Source organism: Nocardiopsis sp. MT53 (assembly GCF_019598965.1).
GTDB lineage: Bacteria > Actinomycetota > Actinomycetes > Streptosporangiales > Streptosporangiaceae > Nocardiopsis > Nocardiopsis changdeensis.
The window spans coordinates 3,161,755-3,181,232 of the sequence record NZ_CP080599.1 but is presented as its reverse complement, the minus strand read 5'-3'; the positions used below and the strand labels follow the sequence as shown (position 1 = coordinate 3,181,232).

19 protein-coding genes are annotated in these 19,478 nt (G+C 74.6%); 11 read left to right on the top strand and 8 right to left on the bottom strand.

Going from position 1 to position 19,478, the window contains the following annotated elements:
* Nucleotides 1–74: 74 nt before the first annotated feature.
* Entirely contained in the window at nt 75–521 is a 447-nt protein-coding gene (locus K1J57_RS14200; protein ID WP_370634659.1) for a DUF3017 domain-containing protein, read from the bottom strand.
* Nucleotides 522–878: 357 nt separating this feature from the next.
* On the opposite strand from K1J57_RS14200, the gene K1J57_RS14195 reads away from it, so the two are divergent.
* A complete protein-coding gene (locus K1J57_RS14195) occupies nt 879–1,487 on the top strand; it encodes an FHA domain-containing protein (protein WP_220564885.1) in 609 nt (202 codons plus the stop codon).
* A gap of 208 nt (nt 1,488–1,695) precedes the next feature.
* Here the strand turns inward: K1J57_RS14195 and K1J57_RS14190 are convergent, their stop codons facing one another.
* The 3 genes from K1J57_RS14190 to purN are packed head-to-tail and all read right to left on the bottom strand — an operon-like array spanning nt 1,696 to nt 4,771.
* Complete coding sequence (locus K1J57_RS14190; RefSeq protein WP_220564884.1) at nt 1,696–2,553, bottom strand: bifunctional methylenetetrahydrofolate dehydrogenase/methenyltetrahydrofolate cyclohydrolase; 858 nt, start codon at nt 2,551–2,553, stop codon at nt 1,696–1,698.
* A gap of 11 nt (nt 2,554–2,564) precedes the next feature.
* On the bottom strand, nt 2,565–4,130 hold the full coding sequence (gene purH, locus K1J57_RS14185) for a bifunctional phosphoribosylaminoimidazolecarboxamide formyltransferase/IMP cyclohydrolase (RefSeq protein ID WP_220564883.1): 1,566 nt from the start codon (nt 4,128–4,130) through the stop codon (nt 2,565–2,567).
* A complete protein-coding gene (purN, locus tag K1J57_RS14180; protein ID WP_220564882.1) occupies nt 4,127–4,771 on the bottom strand; it encodes a phosphoribosylglycinamide formyltransferase in 645 nt (214 codons plus the stop codon). Before purN ends, purH begins: the two co-directional genes overlap by 4 nt.
* 331 nt (nt 4,772–5,102) lie before the next feature.
* Here purN and K1J57_RS14175 point away from each other — a divergent pair, with 331 nt between their 5' ends.
* From K1J57_RS14175 to K1J57_RS14135, 9 genes are all read left to right on the top strand, one after another.
* On the top strand, nt 5,103–5,495 hold the full coding sequence (locus K1J57_RS14175; protein ID WP_220564881.1) for a DUF4190 domain-containing protein: 393 nt from the start codon (nt 5,103–5,105) through the stop codon (nt 5,493–5,495).
* 201 nt (nt 5,496–5,696) lie between these two features.
* Complete coding sequence (locus K1J57_RS14170) at nt 5,697–7,430, top strand: chain length determinant family protein (protein ID WP_220564880.1); 1,734 nt, start codon at nt 5,697–5,699, stop codon at nt 7,428–7,430.
* On the top strand, nt 7,430–8,836 hold the full coding sequence (locus tag K1J57_RS14165; protein WP_255647048.1) for a ligase: 1,407 nt from the start codon (nt 7,430–7,432) through the stop codon (nt 8,834–8,836). Before K1J57_RS14170 ends, K1J57_RS14165 begins: the two co-directional genes overlap by 1 nt.
* Nucleotides 8,826–10,043 carry an aminoglycoside phosphotransferase gene (locus tag K1J57_RS14160; RefSeq protein ID WP_220564879.1) on the top strand — a complete coding sequence of 406 codons (1,218 nt, stop codon included), beginning with the start codon at nt 8,826–8,828 and terminating at the stop codon, nt 10,041–10,043. Before K1J57_RS14165 ends, K1J57_RS14160 begins: the two co-directional genes overlap by 11 nt.
* A 77-nt stretch (nt 10,044–10,120) precedes the next feature.
* Entirely contained in the window at nt 10,121–10,990 is an 870-nt protein-coding gene (locus tag K1J57_RS14155; protein ID WP_220564878.1) for a sulfotransferase domain-containing protein, read from the top strand.
* Nucleotides 10,987–12,477 carry a lipopolysaccharide biosynthesis protein gene (locus tag K1J57_RS14150; RefSeq protein WP_255647174.1) on the top strand — a complete coding sequence of 497 codons (1,491 nt, stop codon included), beginning with the start codon at nt 10,987–10,989 and terminating at the stop codon, nt 12,475–12,477. The genes K1J57_RS14155 and K1J57_RS14150 overlap by 4 nt, the downstream gene beginning before the upstream one ends.
* Before the next feature lie 35 nt (nt 12,478–12,512).
* Nucleotides 12,513–12,971, top strand: a complete 459-nt coding sequence (locus K1J57_RS14145; RefSeq protein ID WP_220564877.1) for a UDP-N-acetylglucosamine--LPS N-acetylglucosamine transferase — start codon at nt 12,513–12,515, stop codon at nt 12,969–12,971.
* Nucleotides 12,968–14,473 carry a glycosyltransferase gene (locus tag K1J57_RS14140; RefSeq protein ID WP_220564876.1) on the top strand — a complete coding sequence of 502 codons (1,506 nt, stop codon included), beginning with the start codon at nt 12,968–12,970 and terminating at the stop codon, nt 14,471–14,473. The genes K1J57_RS14145 and K1J57_RS14140 overlap by 4 nt, the downstream gene beginning before the upstream one ends.
* A 209-nt stretch (nt 14,474–14,682) precedes the next feature.
* Nucleotides 14,683–14,979 carry a hypothetical protein gene (locus K1J57_RS14135; protein WP_220564875.1) on the top strand — a complete coding sequence of 99 codons (297 nt, stop codon included), beginning with the start codon at nt 14,683–14,685 and terminating at the stop codon, nt 14,977–14,979.
* Nucleotides 14,980–15,082: 103 nt separating this feature from the next.
* Here the strand turns inward: K1J57_RS14135 and K1J57_RS14130 are convergent, their stop codons facing one another.
* On the bottom strand, nt 15,083–15,652 hold the full coding sequence (locus K1J57_RS14130) for a DUF308 domain-containing protein (protein WP_220564874.1): 570 nt from the start codon (nt 15,650–15,652) through the stop codon (nt 15,083–15,085).
* A gap of 195 nt (nt 15,653–15,847) precedes the next feature.
* Between K1J57_RS14130 and K1J57_RS14125 the strand changes: the two genes are divergently transcribed.
* Nucleotides 15,848–16,477 carry a TetR/AcrR family transcriptional regulator gene (locus K1J57_RS14125; RefSeq protein ID WP_220564873.1) on the top strand — a complete coding sequence of 210 codons (630 nt, stop codon included), beginning with the start codon at nt 15,848–15,850 and terminating at the stop codon, nt 16,475–16,477.
* 78 nt (nt 16,478–16,555) lie between these two features.
* Here the strand turns inward: K1J57_RS14125 and K1J57_RS14120 are convergent, their stop codons facing one another.
* The 3 genes from K1J57_RS14120 to K1J57_RS14110 form a co-directional block, all read right to left on the bottom strand.
* Nucleotides 16,556–17,152 (bottom strand): 3'-5' exonuclease, encoded by a 597-nt coding sequence (locus tag K1J57_RS14120; RefSeq protein ID WP_220564872.1) that lies wholly within the window; start codon nt 17,150–17,152, stop codon nt 16,556–16,558.
* 49 nt (nt 17,153–17,201) lie between these two features.
* The gene (locus K1J57_RS14115) at nt 17,202–18,314 is read right to left on the bottom strand and encodes a glycoside hydrolase family 26 protein (protein ID WP_255647047.1); all 1,113 of its coding nucleotides are present in this window, start codon (nt 18,312–18,314) and stop codon (nt 17,202–17,204) included.
* Nucleotides 18,315–18,433: 119 nt separating this feature from the next.
* Nucleotides 18,434–19,321, bottom strand: coding sequence for a sulfotransferase domain-containing protein (locus K1J57_RS14110; RefSeq protein ID WP_220565535.1), 888 nt, complete (start codon nt 19,319–19,321; stop codon nt 18,434–18,436).
* Between the last annotated feature and the right edge of the window lie 157 nt (nt 19,322–19,478).

Here is a 19,478-nt window from a genome sequence, read left to right as displayed (position 1 = left end):
GCCCGGTCCGTGCTCTCCGGGGAGGGGGTGGCTCGTCGGTGTCGCGGTATCTCGATATCAAGCTTATTAGACGCCTACGATGACAGTTGCGGCGCCACCCACGCGAGCACGATGAGCAGCACCGCCATGGTGGCCAACGTGACGAGATCGACCCAGCGGCGGCGTACGGCGAGCATGCCGATCCACTCGGCGGGCAGGAAGGCCCGGAAGGCGGCGGCCAGCAGCAGGGCGCCCGCGATGACCGCCGGCCCCCGTTTGAAGTAGGCGGCCGCCACGATCACGACGCCCGCGGCCAGCGCGGACAGCACGAGGACGTAGGGCACCTGGACGAGCCAGGTCGGGGCCGTGCGCTCCTCCGGTGCGGGCGTCCCCTCGTCCGTGTCCGACAACTCCGCCAGCTCCACCCTGTTCACCGCGCTCCGCATCGCCTGGTCCACGATCTCCCACCCGGAACTGGCACAGACCGGCCACGCGACGACGCGCGGGTGTCCGAAACGGAGCACTCCGACGGAACGGCTCATGTTCCAGGTGGCTCCGGTCACCGACCGTGCTTTCGGACCGGGAGAGTCAGGGCCATTGTAATGATCCGCGTCGCCACCGCCTCAGGGCTCACGGAAACGGTCCGGTACCCGTCGGGGAGCCGCAGAGTCCGTTTCCCGCTTCCGGTTCGGCCACATGGCCGTATTTCCGCGCCTTATCCGCCTAACTCCGGAGTAAGCGCGTAGAACGCTCGGCACCCGGGTAACCAACCTGGAGACGAGTGCACCGGTGAGCGAGGTCCCACCCCCATGAAGCCCACCCCACGAACCACGGCCCCTCGGCCCCACCGTCGTCCGCACACCCACCGGCAGCGTTATCAGAGCCCGGGAGGAGCCACCGTGGACGGGCCCTATCTCCGGGTCGAAGAGTCCGGGGAGATCTGTGAACTCGCGGGCGAGGTCACCACGGTCGGCCGCGGCGAGGGCGCCGACATCCGCCTCGACGACCCCAGCGTCTCCCTCCTGCACGCCGAGCTGGTCCGCCGCGGCCCCTACGTGTACGTGGTGGACATGGGCCTGTCCCGCAACGGCACCCGGGTGAACGGCCGGCCCATCGCCCGCCGCGTCCTGGAGGAGGGCGACGTGGTGAGTTTCGGCACCGCCCGCTGCCGGGTCGGCGGCCTGCCCCAGGAGCAGATCAGCCCGGACGTGGAGCTGCGCCGCAGCACCTCCCCCGAGCTCACCCGCCGGGAGCTGGACGTGCTGACGGCGCTGTGCCAGCCCGCGCTCTCGGAGGAGGCGTTCGTCGCCCCGGCGACCGCCCGCGACATCGCCGAGGTGCTGGTGGTGACGGAGGCGGCGGTCAAGCAGCACCTGTTGCGGCTGTACCAGAAGTTCCGCATCCCCGAGGGCCAGAACCGGCGCACCCGGCTGGCCAACGAGGTGGTCGCCCTGGGCCTGGTGCGCCCGCTCCCGACCGGCCACCGCCCCCAGCGCGCCGCCGGCTAGGTGCACCGACCATGCAGGTCGGTGACACCTCCCCCGTCTGAGACGAACCGGGAGGGCCTCCGGTATCGGTGTGGATCGCGACGTCCCACCGGCCACCGGGAGGCCCTCCCGCTTCCCGCGTTCCCGACCTCTCAGATCGGTACGGCCGGGGCACGGCATGGGGCGGCGACCCGGCCGGGTCGCCGCCCCATGTGTCCGGCTCGCGCGGCTACAGCGCCGCGGCCTGGCGCTCGGCGGCCTCGACCACGTTGACCAGCAGCATCGCGCGGGTCATCGGGCCCACGCCGCCGGGGTTGGGCGAGATGTGCCCGGCCACCTCGGCCACGTCCGGGACCACGTCGCCGACCAGGCCGTTCTCGGTGCGCGAGACACCGACGTCCAGCACGGCCGCGCCGGGGCGCACCATGTCCTTGGTGATGAGCCCGGGCACCCCGGCGCCGGCGACGATGATGTCGGCGCGGCGGGTGTGCTCGGCGAGGTCGCGGGTGCCGGTGTGGCACAAGGTGACGGTCGCGTTCTCCGACCGGCGGGTCAGCAGCAGCCCCAGCGGGCGGCCCACGGTGACCCCGCGGCCGACCACGACCACCTCGGCGCCCTTGAGCGGGACGTCGTAGCGGTTGAGCAGCTCGACGATGCCGCGCGGGGTGCAGGGCAGCGGCGCCTCCTGCATCAGCACCAGCCTGCCCAGGTTGGAGGGCTGGAGCCCGTCGGCGTCCTTGGCCGGGTCGATCAGGCCCAGCACCCGGTTCTCGTCCAGGCCGCGCGGCAGCGGCAGCTGCACGATGTAGCCGGTGCAGGCCGGGTCCTCGTTGAGTTCGCGGACGGCCTGCTCCACCTCCTCCTGGGTGGCGCTCTCGGGCAGGTCGCGGCGGATGCTCGCGATGCCCACCTGCGCGCAGTCGCGGTGCTTGCCGCGCACGTAGGAGTGGCTGCCCGGGTCGTCGCCGACCAGGACGGTGCCCAGGCCCGGGGTGATGCCCCGGGCGTGCAGGCGCGCCACCCGCTCGGTGAGGTCCTCGCGGATGGACTTGGCGACGGCCTTGCCGTCCAGAACGATCGCGCTCATGCCTGGGTCTCCTAGTGGAAGAAGTGCCGGGTGCCGGTCAGGTACATGGTGACCCCGGCCGCCTTGGCCGCCGCGACGACCTCCTCGTCGCGGACCGAGCCGCCGGGCTGCACGACCGCGCGCACCCCGGCCCCGGTGAGGATCTCCAGGCCGTCGGGGAAGGGGAAGAACGCGTCGCTGGCCGCGACCGACCCCGCCACCCGGTCCCCGGCCCGGGACACCGCCAGGCGCGCGGAGTCGACCCGGTTGACCTGGCCCATGCCGACGCCGACGGTGGCGCCGTCGGTGGCGAGCAGGATGGCGTTGGACTTGACCGCGCGCACCGCGCGCCAGGCGAAGACCAGGTCGGCCAGGGTCGCCTCGTCGGCGGGGTCGCCGGTGGCCAGGGTCCAGTTCGCCGGGTCGTCCCCCGGGGCGTCGATGCGGTCGACCGACTGGGCGAGCAGGCCGCCGCTGATCTGCCGGGTCTCCACCGCGGGGCCGGCGGCCGCCCCGACCTTGAGCAGGCGGATGTTCTTCTTGCGGGTGAGGATGTCCAGGGCGGCGGGCTCGAACCCGGGGGCGGCCACGACCTCGGTGAAGATCTCCGAGATCTGGGCGGCCAGCTCCTCGCCGACCGGGCGGTTGGTGGCGATGACGCCGCCGAACGCCGACACCGGGTCGGCGGCGTGCGCCTTGCGGTGGGCCTCGGCGTTGTCGGCGCCCACGGCGATGCCGCACGGGTTGGCGTGCTTGATGATGGCGACGCAGGGGTCGTCGAAGTCGTGGGCGGCGCGCACGGCGGCGTCGGTGTCCACGTAGTTGTTGAAGGACATGGCCTTGCCGTGCAGCTGCTCGGCGCCGGCCAGGCCGTGCGCGGGCACGCCCGCCGGGACGTACAGGGCGGCGTCCTGGTGCGGGTTCTCGCCGTAGCGCAGGACGGCCTTGCGGGTGTGGACGGCGGCCCGGAAGTCCGGCCAGGAGGTCTGGGCGGCCTCGGCGTCGGGGGCGTAGGTGTCGGAGAACCACCCGGCGACGGCCGCGTCGTAGGCGGCGGTGTGCTGGAACGCGAGCCCGGCCAGGCGCTTGCGCTGCTCCAGGGTGAACCCGCCGCCGCGTGCCGCCTCCAGGACGGAGCCGTAGGACGCGGGGTCGACGACGACCGCGACGCTGGAGTGGTTCTTGGCGGAGGCGCGCACCATCGCGGGGCCGCCGATGTCGATCTGCTCGACGCACTCCGCCTCGGAGGCGCCCGAGGCGACGGTCTCGCGGAACGGGTACAGGTTGACCACGACCAGGTCGAAGGGGGCGATGCCCAGCTCCTGGATCTGGGACACGTGGTCGGGGTTGTTCTGGTCGGCGAGGAGCCCGGCGTGCACGGACGGATGGAGGGTCTTGACGCGGCCGCCCATGATCTCGGGGAAGCCGGTGACGTCCTCGACCCGGGTGACCGGGACGCCCGCGTCGCGCAGCCGCGCCGCGGTGGAGCCGGTGGAGACGATCTCCACCCCGGCCGCGGCCAGGCCCGCGCCCAGCCCCTCCAGGCCGGTCTTGTCGTACACGCTGATCAACGCACGCCGGATGGCCTGCTGGGTCACCGGTCCTCCTTCGGTTCGGTCGCCTCCGCGACGCTCTGCTCGGTGCGGTCGGCCCGGCCGAACCGCACCTTCCTGCCGTCGATGGTCCAGCCCTCGCGGGACAGGCGGCCGACCGTGTCGACCAGCATGCGCCGCTCCACGGCCTTGATGCGCTCGTGGAGGCTGGACTCGTCATCGTCGTCCTCGACGGGGACCGCCACCTGGTCGATGATCGGCCCGGAGTCGACGCCCTCGTCGAGGAAGTGGATGGTGGTGCCGGTGACTCGGACACCGTGGGCGAGCGCGTCACGCACCGCGTGAGCGCCGGGGAAGGAGGGGAGGAGCGCCGGGTGGATGTTCACGGCGGTGTAGCGGCCGACGACCTCGGGCCCGAGGATGCGCATGAATCCGGCGGAGACGACCAGGTCGGGGGCGTGCTCCCCGATGCGTTCGGCGAGGTCGGCGTTCCAGCGGGCGCGGTCGGTGTAGTCGCGGAAGGGGACGGTGAACACGGGCACGCCGGCCTCGCGGGCCAGTGCGATGCCCCGGGTCCCCTCGCGGTCGGCCCCGACGGCGACGATCCCGGCCCCGTAGGCCGGGTCCTTCGCCGCGTCCAGGAGGGCGGCCATGTTGCTGCCCGTGCCCGATATGAGTACCACCACTCGCGCGGACAATGCTTCTCCCATGTACTAGAGAACGGTGCGGGAGTCCTCTCCCGTACTCCGGGGGCACCGGGGGACGGCGCAGCATCCGGAAAACGCGTACACCCGGTACAGATCCCGGGCCTGGGCCGTGCGAGGGCCCGTCCGCAGGACCACCCTATCGGGCCGGGTAGCGTCGGACCCACGAGAGGTGACCTTGGGGGCGGCGTGTGACGCGGACCTCCGACCGGCCCCGACCGGTCCGGAAGTCGTCGGCGGCCGGTAGCCTCCGCTTCAAGGCGCAGTGTGACGCGGGCCCCCGCCGGGGGTGCCGCTCGAATGGAGTGGAACCTTGACCGACAATCGCCCGGAGCCGCGTTCCGAGGACGACCGCCCCCGCGTCGAGCGCGGCGGGCTGTGGGGCCTGTTCTTCGGGGTGGCCGGGTTGTTCCTGCCGCCCTACGGCGGGGTGCTGTCCGCGTTCGGCCTGGTCCAGGGCATCCAGGCGCGGCGGGCCGCCCGGCGCAACAGCTCCGAGGCCCCGATGGCGCTGGCGAGCGTGGCGGTGGGCGTGGCGGGGATCGTGGTGTCCGTCGCGATGATCGCGGTCTCGGTGGTCTTCAACGAGCAGCTGATCCAGTACCGGGACTGCTCGGCGCGGGCGCACACGGTGTCCACCCAGAAGGCGTGCGAGGAGGAGTGGATCTCCGGCACCGAGCTGCCCTCGTGGGTGACCGGCGCCTGAGCGCGGCATAGCGGTACGGCGGTACCGAACGTCCCGGAGGGGGCGGCGGGCAGGGGCCCGCCGCCCCCTCCGGCGTTCTTTCCGGTCGCTTTTCCCTGGGGAAACGGACCTTTCCCCAACCTGCGCGCACGACCCAAGGGATTACACTTAGTATCCAATCGTTCACTAAAAGTGCTGTCAGGTAGACACGGAAAGGTCTCGATGGACACCGTCGTCCCCGGATCCCCCGGACCGGAACTGAAGGAGTACACCGCCCTGCTCCGCCGCCGCTGGCGGATGGTGGCCGCCGGGGTGGCGGGCGGTGCGGCCCTGGCTCTGGCCGGCGTGCTCGCGGTCCCCGCCTCCTACACCTCCACGGCCGCCGTCCAGGTGCTGCCGACCGGGATGGCGGAGTTCACCGGGGAGAAGTCCGGCCGCCTGGCGGGCGATGTGAACCTCGACACGGAGGCGCAGGTCCTGCGCTCGGAGGAGGTGTCCGCCGCGGCCGCCGCGCTGGTCGCCGAGGCCACCGGCTCCCCCGCCACCGCCGACGGCCTGCGCGAGAACGTCGACGTCACCGTCCCCCCCAACAGCAACGTGCTGGAGATCCACTACACCGCGGGCTCCCCCGAGGCCGCCCGCGCCGGTGCCGCCGCCTACTCCGAGGCCTACCTCGACCGGCGGGCGGAGCGGGTGGACGGCCTCATCGGCGCCCACCTGGAGGCGCTGGGCGGCGAGCGCGAACGCCTGGAGGAGGAGCTGGGCCGGGTGATCGGGGCGTCGGGGGCCGCCGACCCCCGCGCCGAGGCGGTGCGCCAGGACATCACCTCCGTGAGCGGCAGCGTCGCCCCGCTGGCCGCGCTGCGCGAGACCGTCGAGCCCGGGCGGACCATCATCCCGGCGGACCTGCCCGAGCGCGCCTCCTCCCCCAACCCGCCGCTGTGGCTGGCCGCGGGCACCGCCCTGGGCCTGCTGGCCGGGCTGGGCGCCGCCGTGCTCCGCGACCGCACCGACCGCCGCCTGCACGACGTCGAGGAGACCGAGCGCCTGGGCGGCCTGCCGGTCCTGCTCGACCTGTCCGCGTGCCGCCCCGAGCGGGGCGGGCGCACCCCCGGGCTGCTGGGCGAGGACCGCGCCGGGGGCCAGCGGGTCCAGTCGCTGGTCCACCTGATCCGCGCCCGCTCCGCCGGGGACGCCGGCCGGACCCCGGCCGCGGGCGGGGAGGGCCCGCGCGCGGGCCGTGTGCTCGTGGTCGCCGCCACCACGCCCGGCCGGGCCGGCACCGCCGCGGCCGTGAACGTCGCGGCGGCCCTGGCCCGGACGGGTTCGGAGACGCTGCTGGTGTGCGCCGACCCGCGGTCGGACACCGTGGGCGAGCTGCTCGGCCTGCCCGAGGGCCCCGGTCTGGCCGAGGCGCTGGTGGACGGCGAGGACCCGGCCGGGCTGGAGGTGCGCCCCGAGGCCGCGCCGCGGCTGCGGGTGCTGCGGCACGGGCGGCCGGGGGCGGCCGCGCCGGTGCAGGACACCGCGATGGCGGACCTGCTGGGGCTGCTGCGGGAGCAGGCCGAGCACGTGGTGGTCGCGGTCCCGCCGCCGAGCGAGCGCGCCGACGTCCACGCCGTGGCCGGGGCCGCCGACCTCCTGCTGCCCGTCGTCGAGCTGGACCGCACCCCGCGCGCCGAGCTGGCCGAGCTGACGGCCGCCGCCGAACGCTTCTCCGTGGACGCCCCGGGCGTGATCGTGCTGCCCCGCCAGCCGCTGCCGGGCCCGCCGCCCGAGGCGGCCCCCGCGGCCGGGGCCCCGGCCGCCGGCCGGGACGGCACCGAACGGTCCGCGTCCGGGATCGTCCGGGTGAGCGAGACCCCCGCGGCCCCCGACCCCGAGGCTCCGGAGGAGGAGTCCGAGGACGAGGAGACCGTGGTCGTGCCCGCCGACTCCGCCGGGGCCCGGCGCTGATGGCCCGCGTCCACCCCGCGGCCGAACCCCGCACGGTCGTGCCCGCCACCCTCGCCCGGGGGCCGCGGGCCGTGACCGGGCGCCCGCTGCTGTGGCTGCTGGCCGGGTACCCGCTGTGGTGGGCGCTGGGCCTGGGCCAGTTCGCCTACTGGGTGTTCGCCGTCCCGATGGCCCTGGAACTGGTGCGCCGCCACCGGACCGTCGGCCTGCGCGTCCCCCCGGCGTTCTGGCTGTGGGCGCTGTTCCTGGTGTGGTCGGTGCTGGGCCTGGCCCTGGTGCCGCTGGACATGCCGGGCGCGGTCCCGGGCAGCGGCGGCTACGGCGGGGCCGTGCTGCGGGTGGCCAACTACGCGGTGCTGACGGTGCTGCTGCTGTACGTCGGCAACCTCACCGAGCGCGAGCTGCCCACCCGCGCGGTGGTGGCGGCGCTCGGCGCCCTGGGCCTGACCACGATCGCGGGCGGGTACCTGGGGATGCTGGCGCCCCGGTTCGAGTTCACCGCCCCGCTGGAGCTCCTGCTGCCCGGCGGGCTGGCCTCCGACCCCTTCATGCGGACCCTGATCCATCCGGCGTCCGCCCAGGTCATGGACATCTTCGGCTACGACTCGGCGCGCCCCAAGGCGCCGTGGGAGTACACCAACGTGTGGGGGTACATGATCTCCCTGCTGCTGGTGTGGTCCGCGGTGCTCCTGATCGACCGCCGGAGCACACCGCTGTGGGCGCGCTGGACGCTGCCCGCGGCCGTGGTGCTCTCGGTGGTGCCGATCGTGTACTCGCTCAACCGGGCGCTGTGGGCGGGGCTGGCGCTGTCGCTGCTCTACGCCGGGTTCGTCGCGCTGCGCCGGGGCCGGGTGCTGCCGGTGGCGGCCTGCGCGCTGGTGGCGGTGCTGGCCCTGGGGGTGCTGGCGCTGTCGCCCCTGGCCGACGTGGTGCGGGCGCGGGCCGACGCCCCGCACAGCGACGACGGCCGTGCCGCGACGAACGCGGCCTCGGTGGCCGCGGCCGACCTGTCCCCCGTGCTGGGCTGGGGCACCACCCGGGAGACCCTGGGCAGCTCCGACTCCATCGCGATCGGCCCCTCGCACGACTGCCCCGGCTGCGGGCAGCACGTGATCGGCAACGCGGGCCAGCTGTGGATGACGCTGATCGCGAGCGGCTGGGTGGGCACGGCCCTGTTCCTCGGCTTCTTCGCAGCGGTGGCCTGGCGGTACCGGTCCGCGGTGACGGTCGCGGGCCAGGCCGCCCTGCTCACCGTGCTGCTGCTGTTCTGGTACATGTTCTTCTACGTCGCGCTCATGTCTCCGCTGGCCGTGACCATGGTGGCCGTCGCCCTGCTGTGGCGGGACGAGGAGCCCCTGCTCCGCCGCGGGACCGCGCGCACGGGCGGGGGTCCCGATGAACGGTGAGACGACCTATCTGACCGACCTCGCGGCCGTGCTGTGGCCGTGCGGCGGGCTGCTCGGCCACGGCGACGGCACCGCGCGCGGCCGGGGCCGCGGCAACCAGTACCTGCCGGTGCCCAACGCCTACGACCCGCGGGTGATCCTGCCCGCGCACAACCGGTCGGCGGCCACCCGGGGCATCGCGTCCTTCTCGCAGGGGCACTCCCTGCGGGAGCGGCTGCGCCGGCTGGTGCTGACCGGCGCGTTCGCCACCGGGGTCGCCCCGCTGCTGCTGCGCGACCGCCTGTACGTGGGCGCCGGGCCGGGCATCGAGCACGCGCTGGCCGCCGCGCTGGACCGCGAGCTGACCATCGCCATCCACGTGGGGCCGCCGCGGGCCAACCGCAAGCCCGTGCTGCTGCTGCTCACCCCGGGAGGGCGGACCATCGGCTACGCGAAGGTCGCCGTCAACGACCTGACCGGACGGCTGGTGGTCGCCGAGGCGCGGGCGCTGCGCCTGCTCGCCGACTCCCGGCTGCGCGACGTCACCGTGCCCCGCCTGATGTACCAGGGCGAGTGGAACGGCCGCCCGCTGCTGGTGCAGGAGGCCCTGCCGGTCGGCGACCAGACCGACCGGCCCACCCGCCGCCAGCTCCTGCGCTGCGTCACCCAGATCACCTCGCTGGTGGAGGTGCGGCGGCGGCGCCTGTCGGAGAGCGCCTACCGGCGCTCCCTGGAGGAGCGGATCGCCGCCCTGGGCGCCCGCCCGGAGGCCGGGCCGCTGATGTCGGCGCTGTACGGCCTGCCCGACGTGGTGCTGCCCTTCGGGGCCTGGCACGGCGACCTGACCCGGTGGAACATCGCCGGGACCGCGCGGCGGTCGTTCGTGTGGGACTGGGAACGGCTGTCGCTGGACGCGCCCGCCGGGTTCGACGCCCTGCACTACGACCTGAACGAGTGCGTGCAGGCCGGGGTGTACCCCGGCGTGCACCGGTGGCTGGAGAGCGGGGCCCGGCTGCTGCGCGACCCCCTGATGACCGAGCTCGGACTGGCCCCGCACACCGTCTCCACGGTGATGTCCCTGTACCTGATCGACCTGGCCACCCGCTACCTGCACGACCGCCAGGACGAGACGGGCGTCCACCTGGCCGCGGTGGACGACTGGCTGCTGCCCGCCCTGGAAGGGCTCCAGGAGCGGGCGGCGCACGAGGCCGCCCGAGCGGGGGGCTGAGGCGGCCGCCGCTCCGGCCGCCCGCCGCCCCGCGCTTGTCCCTAACCCGACCGATCCCGGAAACGACGAGGTACGTGATGCCACGGCGCACCGCACCCCTGACCAGACGACTGGCCGCTCCGGTCCGGCGGGCGGTCCTACCGCTCGCCGACGCCTGGGGGGCGGTCACCGCGCCCGCCCGGGCCCTGCCCGACTTCCTCGTCTGCGGAGCGCAGCGCAGCGGGACGACGTCGCTGTACAAGTCCCTGTGCCAGAACCCGGCGGCCACCGGCCCGGTGCTGCGCAAGGGGGTGCACTACTTCGACACCGGCTACCACCGCGGGGCGTCCTGGTACCGGGCGCACTTCCCGCTGCGGGTGTCCCTGCGGGGGCGGCCGCCGGTGCGGGCGTTCGAGTCCAGCCCCTACTACCTGTTCCACCCGCTGGCGGCCGAGAGGATCGCCCGCGACCTGCCGTGGGTCCGGGTGGTGGTGATCCTGCGCGACCCGGTGGAGCGGGCCTACTCGGCGCACGCCCACGAGACGGCGCGCGGGTACGAGACCGAGCCGTTCGCGCGGGCGGTGGAGCTGGAGGAGTCCCGCCTGGCCGGCGAGGAGGAGAAGCTGGCCGCCGACCCGGCGTACGTCTCCCACTCCCACCAGCACCACGGGTACATCGCCCGCGGCCGCTACGCGGACCAGCTGGAGCGGATGGAGAAGCACCTGGGCCGGGACCGGATGTACGTGGCGGACTACGCCGACCTGTTCGACGGGACCACCCGCGAGCTGCGGCTGATCGAGGACTTCCTGGGGCTGCCGCCGGGACCGGACCGGGTGCCGGGCCGGCACAACGCGCGCGAGCGGACGGGGATGCCCGCGGGGCTGCGCGCGGAGCTGGCGGCCCGGTTCGCCGAGAGCGACCGGCGGCTGGCCCGGTGGTGGGGGCGGACCCCGTCGTGGTGCGCATGACCGAGCTGGCCGAGCGGAGCGACCCGGGGCTGCGCCGCGTCCTGCGCGGCGGCCTGGTGAACATGGCGGGCGCGGTGGTGGGGGCCGGGCTGAACCTGGCCCTGATCGTGGCGGTCACGCGGGCGTTCACCCAGGAGGCCGCGGGGCTGCTGTTCTCCGCGACGTCGGTGTTCCTCATCGCGGCGGCGGTGGCCAACGTCGGGGCGCCCGACGGACTGGTGTACTTCATCGCCCGGCTCCGGGTGCTGGGCCGCCCGGGGGCGGTGCCGCGGCTGGTGCGGCTGGCGACGGTCCCGGCCGTGCTGGCGGCGTGCGCGGCGGCGGTGCTGATGGCGGCGTTCGCCGGGCCGATGGCGGACGCCCTGGGGACCGACGACGCGGCGGTGTACCTGCGGCTGCTGGCGGTGTTCCTGCCGTTCGCGGTGCTGCTGGACACGGCGCTGGCGGCGACCCGGGCGCACCACACGATGACGGCGACGGCGGTGCTCGACAAGGTGGGCCGGCCGCTGGCGCAGCTGGGCCTGGTGGCGGCCATCGCCCTGTCGGGGTCGGCGGGGGTCCTGGCGCTGGCGTGGGCGGGTCCGTACCTGCCGGCGGCGGTGCTGGCGTGGTTCTGGCTGGGCCGGATCCTGCGGCGGGGGGCGCCGGACGGGTCCGGCGCGGAGGGCGCGCGGGCGCCCGACCCGGTGTCGCCGGCCGAGTTCTGGTCGTTCTCGCTGCCGCGGGCGGTGGCGGGCGTGGCCCAGATGGGGGTGCAGCGCGGGGGCGTGGTGCTGACGGCGCTGCTGGGCGGCCTGACGGGGGCCGCGGTGTTCACCGCGGCCACCCGGGTGATGGTGGTCGGGCAGTTCGGTGCGCAGACGGTGCTGTCCGCCGCGCAGCCGCGGTTCGCCGAACAGCTGGCCACCGGGGACCACGACGGGGTGCGCGCGCTGTACGCGGCGGGGAGCTCGTGGCTGATGTGCCTGACGTGGCCGCTGTACCTGACGGCGCTGGTGTTCGCCCCCGAGGTGATGGGCGTGTTCGGCGAGGGGTACGCGGCGGGGGCGACGGCCCTGGCCGTGGTCTGCGTCGGGCAGCTGGCGGCGTCGCTGCTGGGGATGGGCGACCTCATCCTCACGATGGCGGGCCGCACGGGGGTGAACCTGTTCAACAACCTGCTGGCGCTGGCGGTGAGCGTGGCGGGCTGCCTGCTGCTGGTGCCGGCGGCGGGGGCGACGGGGGGCGCGCTGGCGCTGGTGGCGGCGGTGCTGGTGCGCAAGGGGCTGCCGCTGTGGCAGCTGCGGGGGCACGTGGTGCTGCGGCCGCTGGGGCGGCCCGTACTGGTGGCGGCGGGAGGGTGCCTGCTGTGGTTCGGGGGGCTGCCCCTGGCGGCGGAGCACCTGTTCGGCGGGGTCGCCGCGCCGGCGGCGGCCGTGGCCGCGGGTGTGCTCGGACACCTGGCGACCGTGTGGGCGTGCCGCGGGCTCCTCGGGCTGCGAAACTGACCGACCAATACTCTCGGTTATGGGATGATGACTCCATGTCTTCGCGACCGGTTCTCCTGGTGGCCTCCAACGGAGGGCACCTCGCCCAGCTGTGCGCGCTCCGCCCCTGGTGGGAGGGGCGCGAGCGGGCCTGGGTGACCTTCCGGACCCCGGACGCCGAGTCCGCGCTGGCGGGTGAACGCGTTCACTGGGCGTATCACCCGACCACCCGCAACGCGGGCAACCTGCTGCGCAACACGGGGCTCGCGTCCCGCGTCCTGCGCACCGAGCGGCCGGCCGTGGTGGTGTCGACGGGGGCGGGGGTGGCCCTGCCGTTCTTCGCCCTGGGGCGGCTGTGCCGCGTCCCGACCGTCTACATCGAGGTCTACGACCGGATCGACACCCCGACGCTCACCGCCCGGCTGTGCCGTCCCTTCACGCGGCTGTCCCTCGCCCAGTGGGAGGAGCAGCGCGCCTTCATGCCGACCGCCATCACGGTAGGACCGCTCCTGTGACCGAACAGACCACCCGACCCGCGCCCCGGCCCGACGGCAGCGACCACCCGGACATCGTGGTGAGCATCGGGACCGACCACCACGCGTTCGACCGGCTCGTGCGCTGGATCGACGACTACGCCCGGACCCACCGGGACCTGCGGATCCTGGTGCAGCACGGGCACAGCGCGCAGCCGCTGGCGGCGTCGGGGACGCCGTTCCTGCCGGGGGACGACCTAGGGGAGCTGATGCGCGCCGCGCGGGTGGTGGTCACCCACGGGGGGCCGGGGACGATCGTGCAGGCGCGCCGGGCGGGGCACCTGCCGGTGGTGGTGCCGCGCGACCCGGAGCTGGGCGAGCACGTGGACGACCACCAGCTGCTGTTCGTGTCCCGGCTGGAGGAGGCCGGCCGCGTGCGCGCCTGCTCCAGCCCCCAGCAGCTCTACGCCCTGCTGGACAAGGCGCTGTCCTCCCCGGACGACTTCCGCGTCGGCCCCCAGGACGACGAGGGCGCGGTCCGCTCCGCACTGCGCGCGGGGGCCCTCATCGACCTGGTCGCCCCCGGGGCCCGGACTCCGGACCCGCGGCCCCGTCCGGAGTCCGAGGAGGTCACGGACTGGCCCGAGGTCACCGTCGTCGTCCCCACCCGCGACCGGCCCGAGCTCCTGCGCCGCACCCTGCGGGCGATCTCCGAGCAGGACTACCCCGGCACCATCACCACGATCGTGGTCTACGACAACGACCAACCCGACCCCTCCCTGGCCCGCGCCGAGGGGACCCGGCCGGTCCGGGTGGTGACCAACACCCTGACCCCGGGCCTGGCGGGGGCGCGGAACACCGGCGTCCTCGCGGCGCACACGGACCTGGTGGCGTTCTGCGACGACGACGACACCTGGCTGCCGGGCAAGCTGCGCGCCCAGGTCCGGGTCATGCTCCAAGAGCCGGGGACGGACCTGGTGTGCTGCGGCATCACCGTGGTCTACGACAGGGTCGAGGCGGTGCGGACGCTGGACCGCACCAGTGTCACCTTCGGCGACCTGCTGGGGTCGCGGCTGACCGAGCTGCACCCGTCGACGTTCCTCATCCGCCGCCGGGCGATGATCGACGGCTGCGGGACCGTGAGCGAGGAAATCCCCGGCAGCTACGCCGAGGACTACGAGCTGCTGCTGCGCCTGGCCCGCCGCGGGCCCATCCGCAACATCCCCGAGACCGGCGTGCGCGTCCTGTGGCACCGCCGCTCGCACTTCTCCGGCCGCTGGCAGACCATCGCCACCGCGCTGCGCTGGCTGCTGGAGCGCTACCCGGAGTTCCGCCTGGTCCCCCGCGGCCACGCCCGCGTCGCCGGGCAGATCGCCTTCGCCGAGGCCGCCGCCGGACACCGCCGCGCCGCCCTGCGCTGGATCGGCACGACCCTGCGCGCCCGCCCCGCGGAGGCCCGGGCCCTCCTGGCGTTCCTGGTGGTGCTGGGCGTCCCGCCGGGCTGGATCATGCGCGCCCTGCACCTGCGCGGCAAGGGTCTGTGACCCGCCGCCGCCCCGGGTCCGGCCGGGCCCGGGGCGGCGGCCCCCTCCCGCCCGCGCCGGGAGGGCTGCGAAGCCGAGCCGATGGAGCACACCCCTGAACCCCGGATCGGGGACGCGTTCGGACGCCCGCCGGGATCGGCGCGTTCGACTCCCTCCTGCTGCTGGGGAACAACCTGGGTCTCCTCCAGAGCGAAGAGGCCGCCCCGCGGGTGCTGGAACAGCTGGCGGCCCTGGCCCGGCCCGGAGCCCTGCTGATCGGCACCGGCATGGACCCGGCCACCTCCGACCCCGAGCACACCGCCTACCACGATCACAACCGGGCGCGGGGGCGGCTGCCCGGCCAGATCCGCATGCGGGTCCGGAGCGGCACCCTGGCCACCGGCTGGTTCGACTACCTGCTGGTCGGCCCCGACGGACTCGAACGGCTCGTCCACCGGTCCCCGTGGCGGCTGGAGTCCGTCCGGGAACAGGGCCGGAACTACTCGGCGGCGCTGCGCCTCCGGTGAGACCGCGCTGTTCCCGTACCCGCTTCGGCGGCTCCGCGTCCGGTCCGCACGGCGGCGGTCGTCCCCGCGCGGTCCCGGCCCCGGCCGGGTCCCGCCGCGCCCGTCATGACGCCTTCCTCCGCAGCAGGACTCCCAGCCGGACGGCGGAGACCAGGAAGAAGACCCCGCCGACGGCCGCGTAGCCGCCGACCCCGGCGATGTCGCCGGAGCCCCGCAGTCCCTGGGCCAGGAAGGCGGCCCCGGCCAGGACCGAGATCCCGCCGCTGAGGATCTGCGGCACCCGGCCACCGGCACCTCGTCGGCGGACGGCGGCGACGAGCTGGGGGATGCCGGAGCCCACGGCCCACACGCCCCAGACGGCGAGGACTGCGGCGGTGGAGACCGTCGACGCCCAGCCCAGGGCGACGGCCACGGCGGCGCTGACCACCACGTTGGTCCACTCCGCCGCCCGGGGCGCGCCGGGGTCCCGGTCCCCGGTGCGCAGCTGCCACAGGACCGCGCCCGCGTCGAAGAGCGGGTAGACGACGAGGAGGGCGGTCAGCAGCGGCCCCGCGCTCCCCGAGGCCGGGAACAGGACCGCCGCCCAGGCGACGGCGAAGGCGAAGCGGACGAGGTACAGGCGGCGCAGCGCGGCGTCGAACCGCGACGGCGCGGCCGTGTCGGACACGGTCATGGTGTCTCTCCTTCGTAGAGGGTGCGGGGGTCGGGTGCGGCCGGCGGGCCCGCGCGCGCGACGCCGGTGACGGCCTCCGCGCATCGGGCCTCCCCGGGCGCCATAAGTAGAGTAACTAGTTCGTCTACATTGGCGACCCTAAACTGTCCGCAGTGCTGGTGCAACCAGTGGGACACGTCGAGACAGGAGCAGGACATGCACGCCGAGGCCGCCGGACCGGTGAAGCGCGCCCGGTCGGGGTCCGCCACGAGAGCGCGCATCCTCGCCGCCGCGAACGAGCTGTTCTACGCGCACGGCATCCGCGCCACGAGTGCCGACCGCATCATCGAGCAGGTGGGCATCACGAAGGTGACCTTCTACCGCCACTTCCGCGCCAAGGGCGACCTCGTGGTCGCCTACCTGGAGGAACAGGCGGCCGCGGAGCGCGCGTGGCTCCGGGAGGTGCGCCGCGGGGGCGACCCGCTGGGATCGCTGCGCGCGCTGGCCGCCGGCATCGGGGACGCGAGCTGCCGCCCCGGGTTCCGCGGGTGCGCGTTCATCAACGCGGCGGCGGAGTTCTCCGACCCGGACGACCCGGTCCGGGCCGCCGTCGACGCGCACCGCGGATGGATGCTCGGGGAGTTCGCCGCCATCGCCGCCGAGGCGCGCGCGGCCGACGTCGACGCCACCGCGAGGCAGCTGATGCTCCTGCGGGACGGGGCGATGGTGAACGGCTACCTCGGCGACCCGGAGGCCGTCGCGGACTCCCTCGGCTCCGCGTTCGCCTCGGTCGTCACGGCCGCGGCGGGCGGGGACGGGGCCGGGGGAACCCCGCCGGACCGGTGACGCGGGCGCCGCCGGCCCGCGCCGCGGCGGCGGGCGGGGCACCGCGCGGAGGGCTTCTTCGGCCGGGGTGCGGGCCGGTCAGGCCGTGGGCACCGGGTCCCCGGCGTCCGCGGCCTCGGCGCCCGGCCAGACCCCGCGGTCCACCAGGTGCGCGACCAGGGCCGCGATGTTCCACGCGTCGTCCTCGCCCCGGTGGTGGCGCCCCTCCAGCGGCAGCCCGGCGGCGTCCAGTGCCCGCGCCATGCCCGGCGGCCTCTTGCGCATCCCGTAGGCCTCGCCGAAGACCCTCTTGGCGTTGACGTGGCGGCCGCCGAAGGGGTAGCCGACCCCGGTCATCGCGCACTGGCGCTCGAACTGCCTGCGGTCGTAGTCGCCCCAGCTCGCCCACGGGCGCTCGGCCGACCGGTGCTCGGCGACCAGCCAACGGCAGGCCTCGGCGAAGTCCACCGCGCCCTCCACCATCTCCGGGGTGATCCCCGTCAGCTCGGTGCAGAACGGGCTCACCTCGGACCGCCCGGGCCGGACCAGCAGCCCGTGCCGGGACACCCGCTCCCCCGTGGCGGCGTCGACGACGCTCAGCCCGATCTCGATGATCTCGTTGGCCGAGCCCGGCGGCGGCGACCCCCTCCAGCAGGTGGCCTCGACGTCCACGATGTTCCACAGTTCCGTACCCATGGAGCGGATTCGACCACGGCGGGACGGAACGTGTCACCGGGTTTTCGGGTCAGTCCCGGTGCGCGTACTCCACCAGCCGCCGCACCCGGTCCGGCATGTTCACGTACGGGTCCCGGCCCGCCATCTCGAACCCCTGCTGCGCGTACCGGTTGACCCCCAGCCGGAAGTCGCACCCCTCCGACACCTTGCTGTCCCAGACCTTCACGGCCCGGATCCGCTCGTACTCGGGCAGCACGCGCGGCACGTCCGCGTACCACTCCAGGGTCTCCCGCGCCCCGATGAACGTCGTCCCCATCTCGCCGATCATCACCGGCTTGGCCGGGTCGATCCCGTGCTTCGGGCCCTCGTTCTGGATCCACTCGTACGCCGGCCGCAGCGCGTCCTCGAACGAGTCCACGTGGTCCCACCCCGGCATGAGGTCGCAGCCGGTCATGTTGTACGCCTCCCAGCTGATCCAGTCGACGTACTCGTTGCCCGGCCACAGCCCCGGCAGCCGGTCGAGGTTGTCCCGCCAGCCGGTCACGTTCCACACCCAGATGGCGTTGTCGGCCCCCTCCTCCTCGTAGAGGTCGACGATGTGCCGCCACGCCCGGGTGAACTCCTGCGGCGTCCCGCGCTTGTTGTAGCGCTTGTTGGCGTCCGCCTCGTGGTCGAAGGTGAGGAAGTAGGGCGCCTCCAGCGCGGCCACCGCGCGCGCCTGGTCGCGCAGCACCCCGTCGAACTCCCCGGCCAGGATGGACCGGTAGGACACGTCGGGGTGCCCGGGCCGCGTGAACCTGCGCGCCTCGATGTTGGTGTGCACGAACCGCCCCTCGGCCACCAGGCGCCGCTCCCGCTCGCCGGGGACCTGGGCCTGGTCGATGCCGCGCCAGGTGTACACGATGTCCATCCGGCGCCCGGCGGCCTCCTCCAGCTGGGCGACGTCGCCCTCGTGGGGGCTGCCGCCCCACCACACCCCGCAGCTGGGTTCGAGGATCTCCGAGACGGTGCAGCGGTACTCGGCCCCGGAGGGCAGTCCCAGCATGGGCGCGGTGAACGAGCGCCGGGGCGCCTCCGCCTGCCCGGTCTGCCCGGTCGGCCCGCCCCCGTCCGCTCCGGTGAGAGTGAGGGTGAGCAGCACGGCCCCCATCGACGCCATCACCCGTACCGGTCCGCTGTCCACAACGCCCGCCCCCCGAAGTCTGCACAGAAAGTGTTCTTATGAACACAATATGTTACTACAGGCGGACGCAACACCCCCAGCAGGCAAAACGGACGGAGATCAGCGGCCCCGGCCCGGGATCAGTACCCGTACCGCCGCCGCCCCGGTACCGTCATCGCCGTCACCAGCCTCCGCCGCCACGGCGGCAGGGCCTCACGCCACCCCTGGTCGGAGCGCACCCCCACCGGCCCGGCGGCGAAGCGCATCGGGTTGCCCGACAGGGCGTGCCCCCGCGACAGCGACACTCCGTCCTCCAGGTCCGGGCACTCCCCCCGGTACCCGGCGAACTCGGCGATGCGCGCGAACTCCTCGTTCGGCGCGGCCGTGAAGTCCTCGTAGCGCACCCGCAGCGTGGGGATGCCGCGCCGGGCCAGGGCGTCGAAGCAGGCGTTCTGCGCCATCCACTGCACCGCGGAGCGCCCCGCGGAGTAGCGGGCCATCTCCGGTTCGCTGCTGTCGGGCGAGGCGTCCGGCCGGGGCACCCGCTTGCTCCAGGAGTGCGCCACCGCCCGGGGGTCGCGCACCACGTGCAGCAGCCGCATCCGGGCCCCGTACCGCCAGCGCAGACAGGCGGCCAGGGAGGCGTGCTTGCTGGCGTCGACGATCACCGACGAGCCGCCGACCAGGGCGATCGCGGTGTAGAGCCGGTGGTACAGCTCGGTGTAGCGGACGCTGCGCTCAGCCAGCGGCCCCTCGTCCGAGCCGTTGAGCAGGACGGGCAGGAAACGGGTCCGGTCCACGCGGTCCTTGAGGCCCAGCACGCGCCGCACGTCCAGCCGCTGCCAGCCACCGAACGCCTCCCTGCCCACGTCCTCCCAGAACCCGCAGTCGGCGAACGGCAGCCCGCACCCGCAGAGCTCGTTCTCCACCACCCCGCGCCGCCACAGGTGCACCGTCTCGCCGACCGAGCAGAACCCGGGCAGCTCGCCCAGCAGCCGCTCGATCAGGGTCGATCCGGAACGGCCCATGCCGCCGACGAAAACCAACCGGTATGCCTCTTCCACCCGTCCAGGCTATTACTTTCCGTTACCACTCGCTCCCGTTGCGGGATATTCCCCCGTCCGGGCATGCGACGGCCCCGGGCCGGGGGTTCGCGTCCCGGGCCGGGGCCGTCATCATTCGTCC

Coding starts and splice junctions, on each gene's coding strand:
- K1J57_RS14150 (WP_255647174.1), top strand. CDS start 10,987: ATGACCGAGCTGGCCGAGCGGAGCGACCCGGGGCTGCGCCGCGTCCTG.
- K1J57_RS14145 (WP_220564877.1), top strand. CDS start 12,513: ATGTCTTCGCGACCGGTTCTCCTGGTGGCCTCCAACGGAGGGCACCTC.
- K1J57_RS14155 (WP_220564878.1), top strand. CDS start 10,121: ATGCCACGGCGCACCGCACCCCTGACCAGACGACTGGCCGCTCCGGTC.
- K1J57_RS14130 (WP_220564874.1), bottom strand. CDS start 15,652: ATGACCGTGTCCGACACGGCCGCGCCGTCGCGGTTCGACGCCGCGCTG.
- K1J57_RS14125 (WP_220564873.1), top strand. CDS start 15,848: ATGCACGCCGAGGCCGCCGGACCGGTGAAGCGCGCCCGGTCGGGGTCC.
- K1J57_RS14160 (WP_220564879.1), top strand. CDS start 8,826: ATGAACGGTGAGACGACCTATCTGACCGACCTCGCGGCCGTGCTGTGG.
- K1J57_RS14170 (WP_220564880.1), top strand. CDS start 5,697: ATGGACACCGTCGTCCCCGGATCCCCCGGACCGGAACTGAAGGAGTAC.
- K1J57_RS14190 (WP_220564884.1), bottom strand. CDS start 2,553: ATGAGCGCGATCGTTCTGGACGGCAAGGCCGTCGCCAAGTCCATCCGC.
- K1J57_RS14110 (WP_220565535.1), bottom strand. CDS start 19,321: ATGGGCCGTTCCGGATCGACCCTGATCGAGCGGCTGCTGGGCGAGCTG.
- K1J57_RS14165 (WP_255647048.1), top strand. CDS start 7,430: ATGGCCCGCGTCCACCCCGCGGCCGAACCCCGCACGGTCGTGCCCGCC.
- K1J57_RS14120 (WP_220564872.1), bottom strand. CDS start 17,152: ATGGGTACGGAACTGTGGAACATCGTGGACGTCGAGGCCACCTGCTGG.
- K1J57_RS14200 (WP_370634659.1), bottom strand. CDS start 521: ATGAGCCGTTCCGTCGGAGTGCTCCGTTTCGGACACCCGCGCGTCGTC.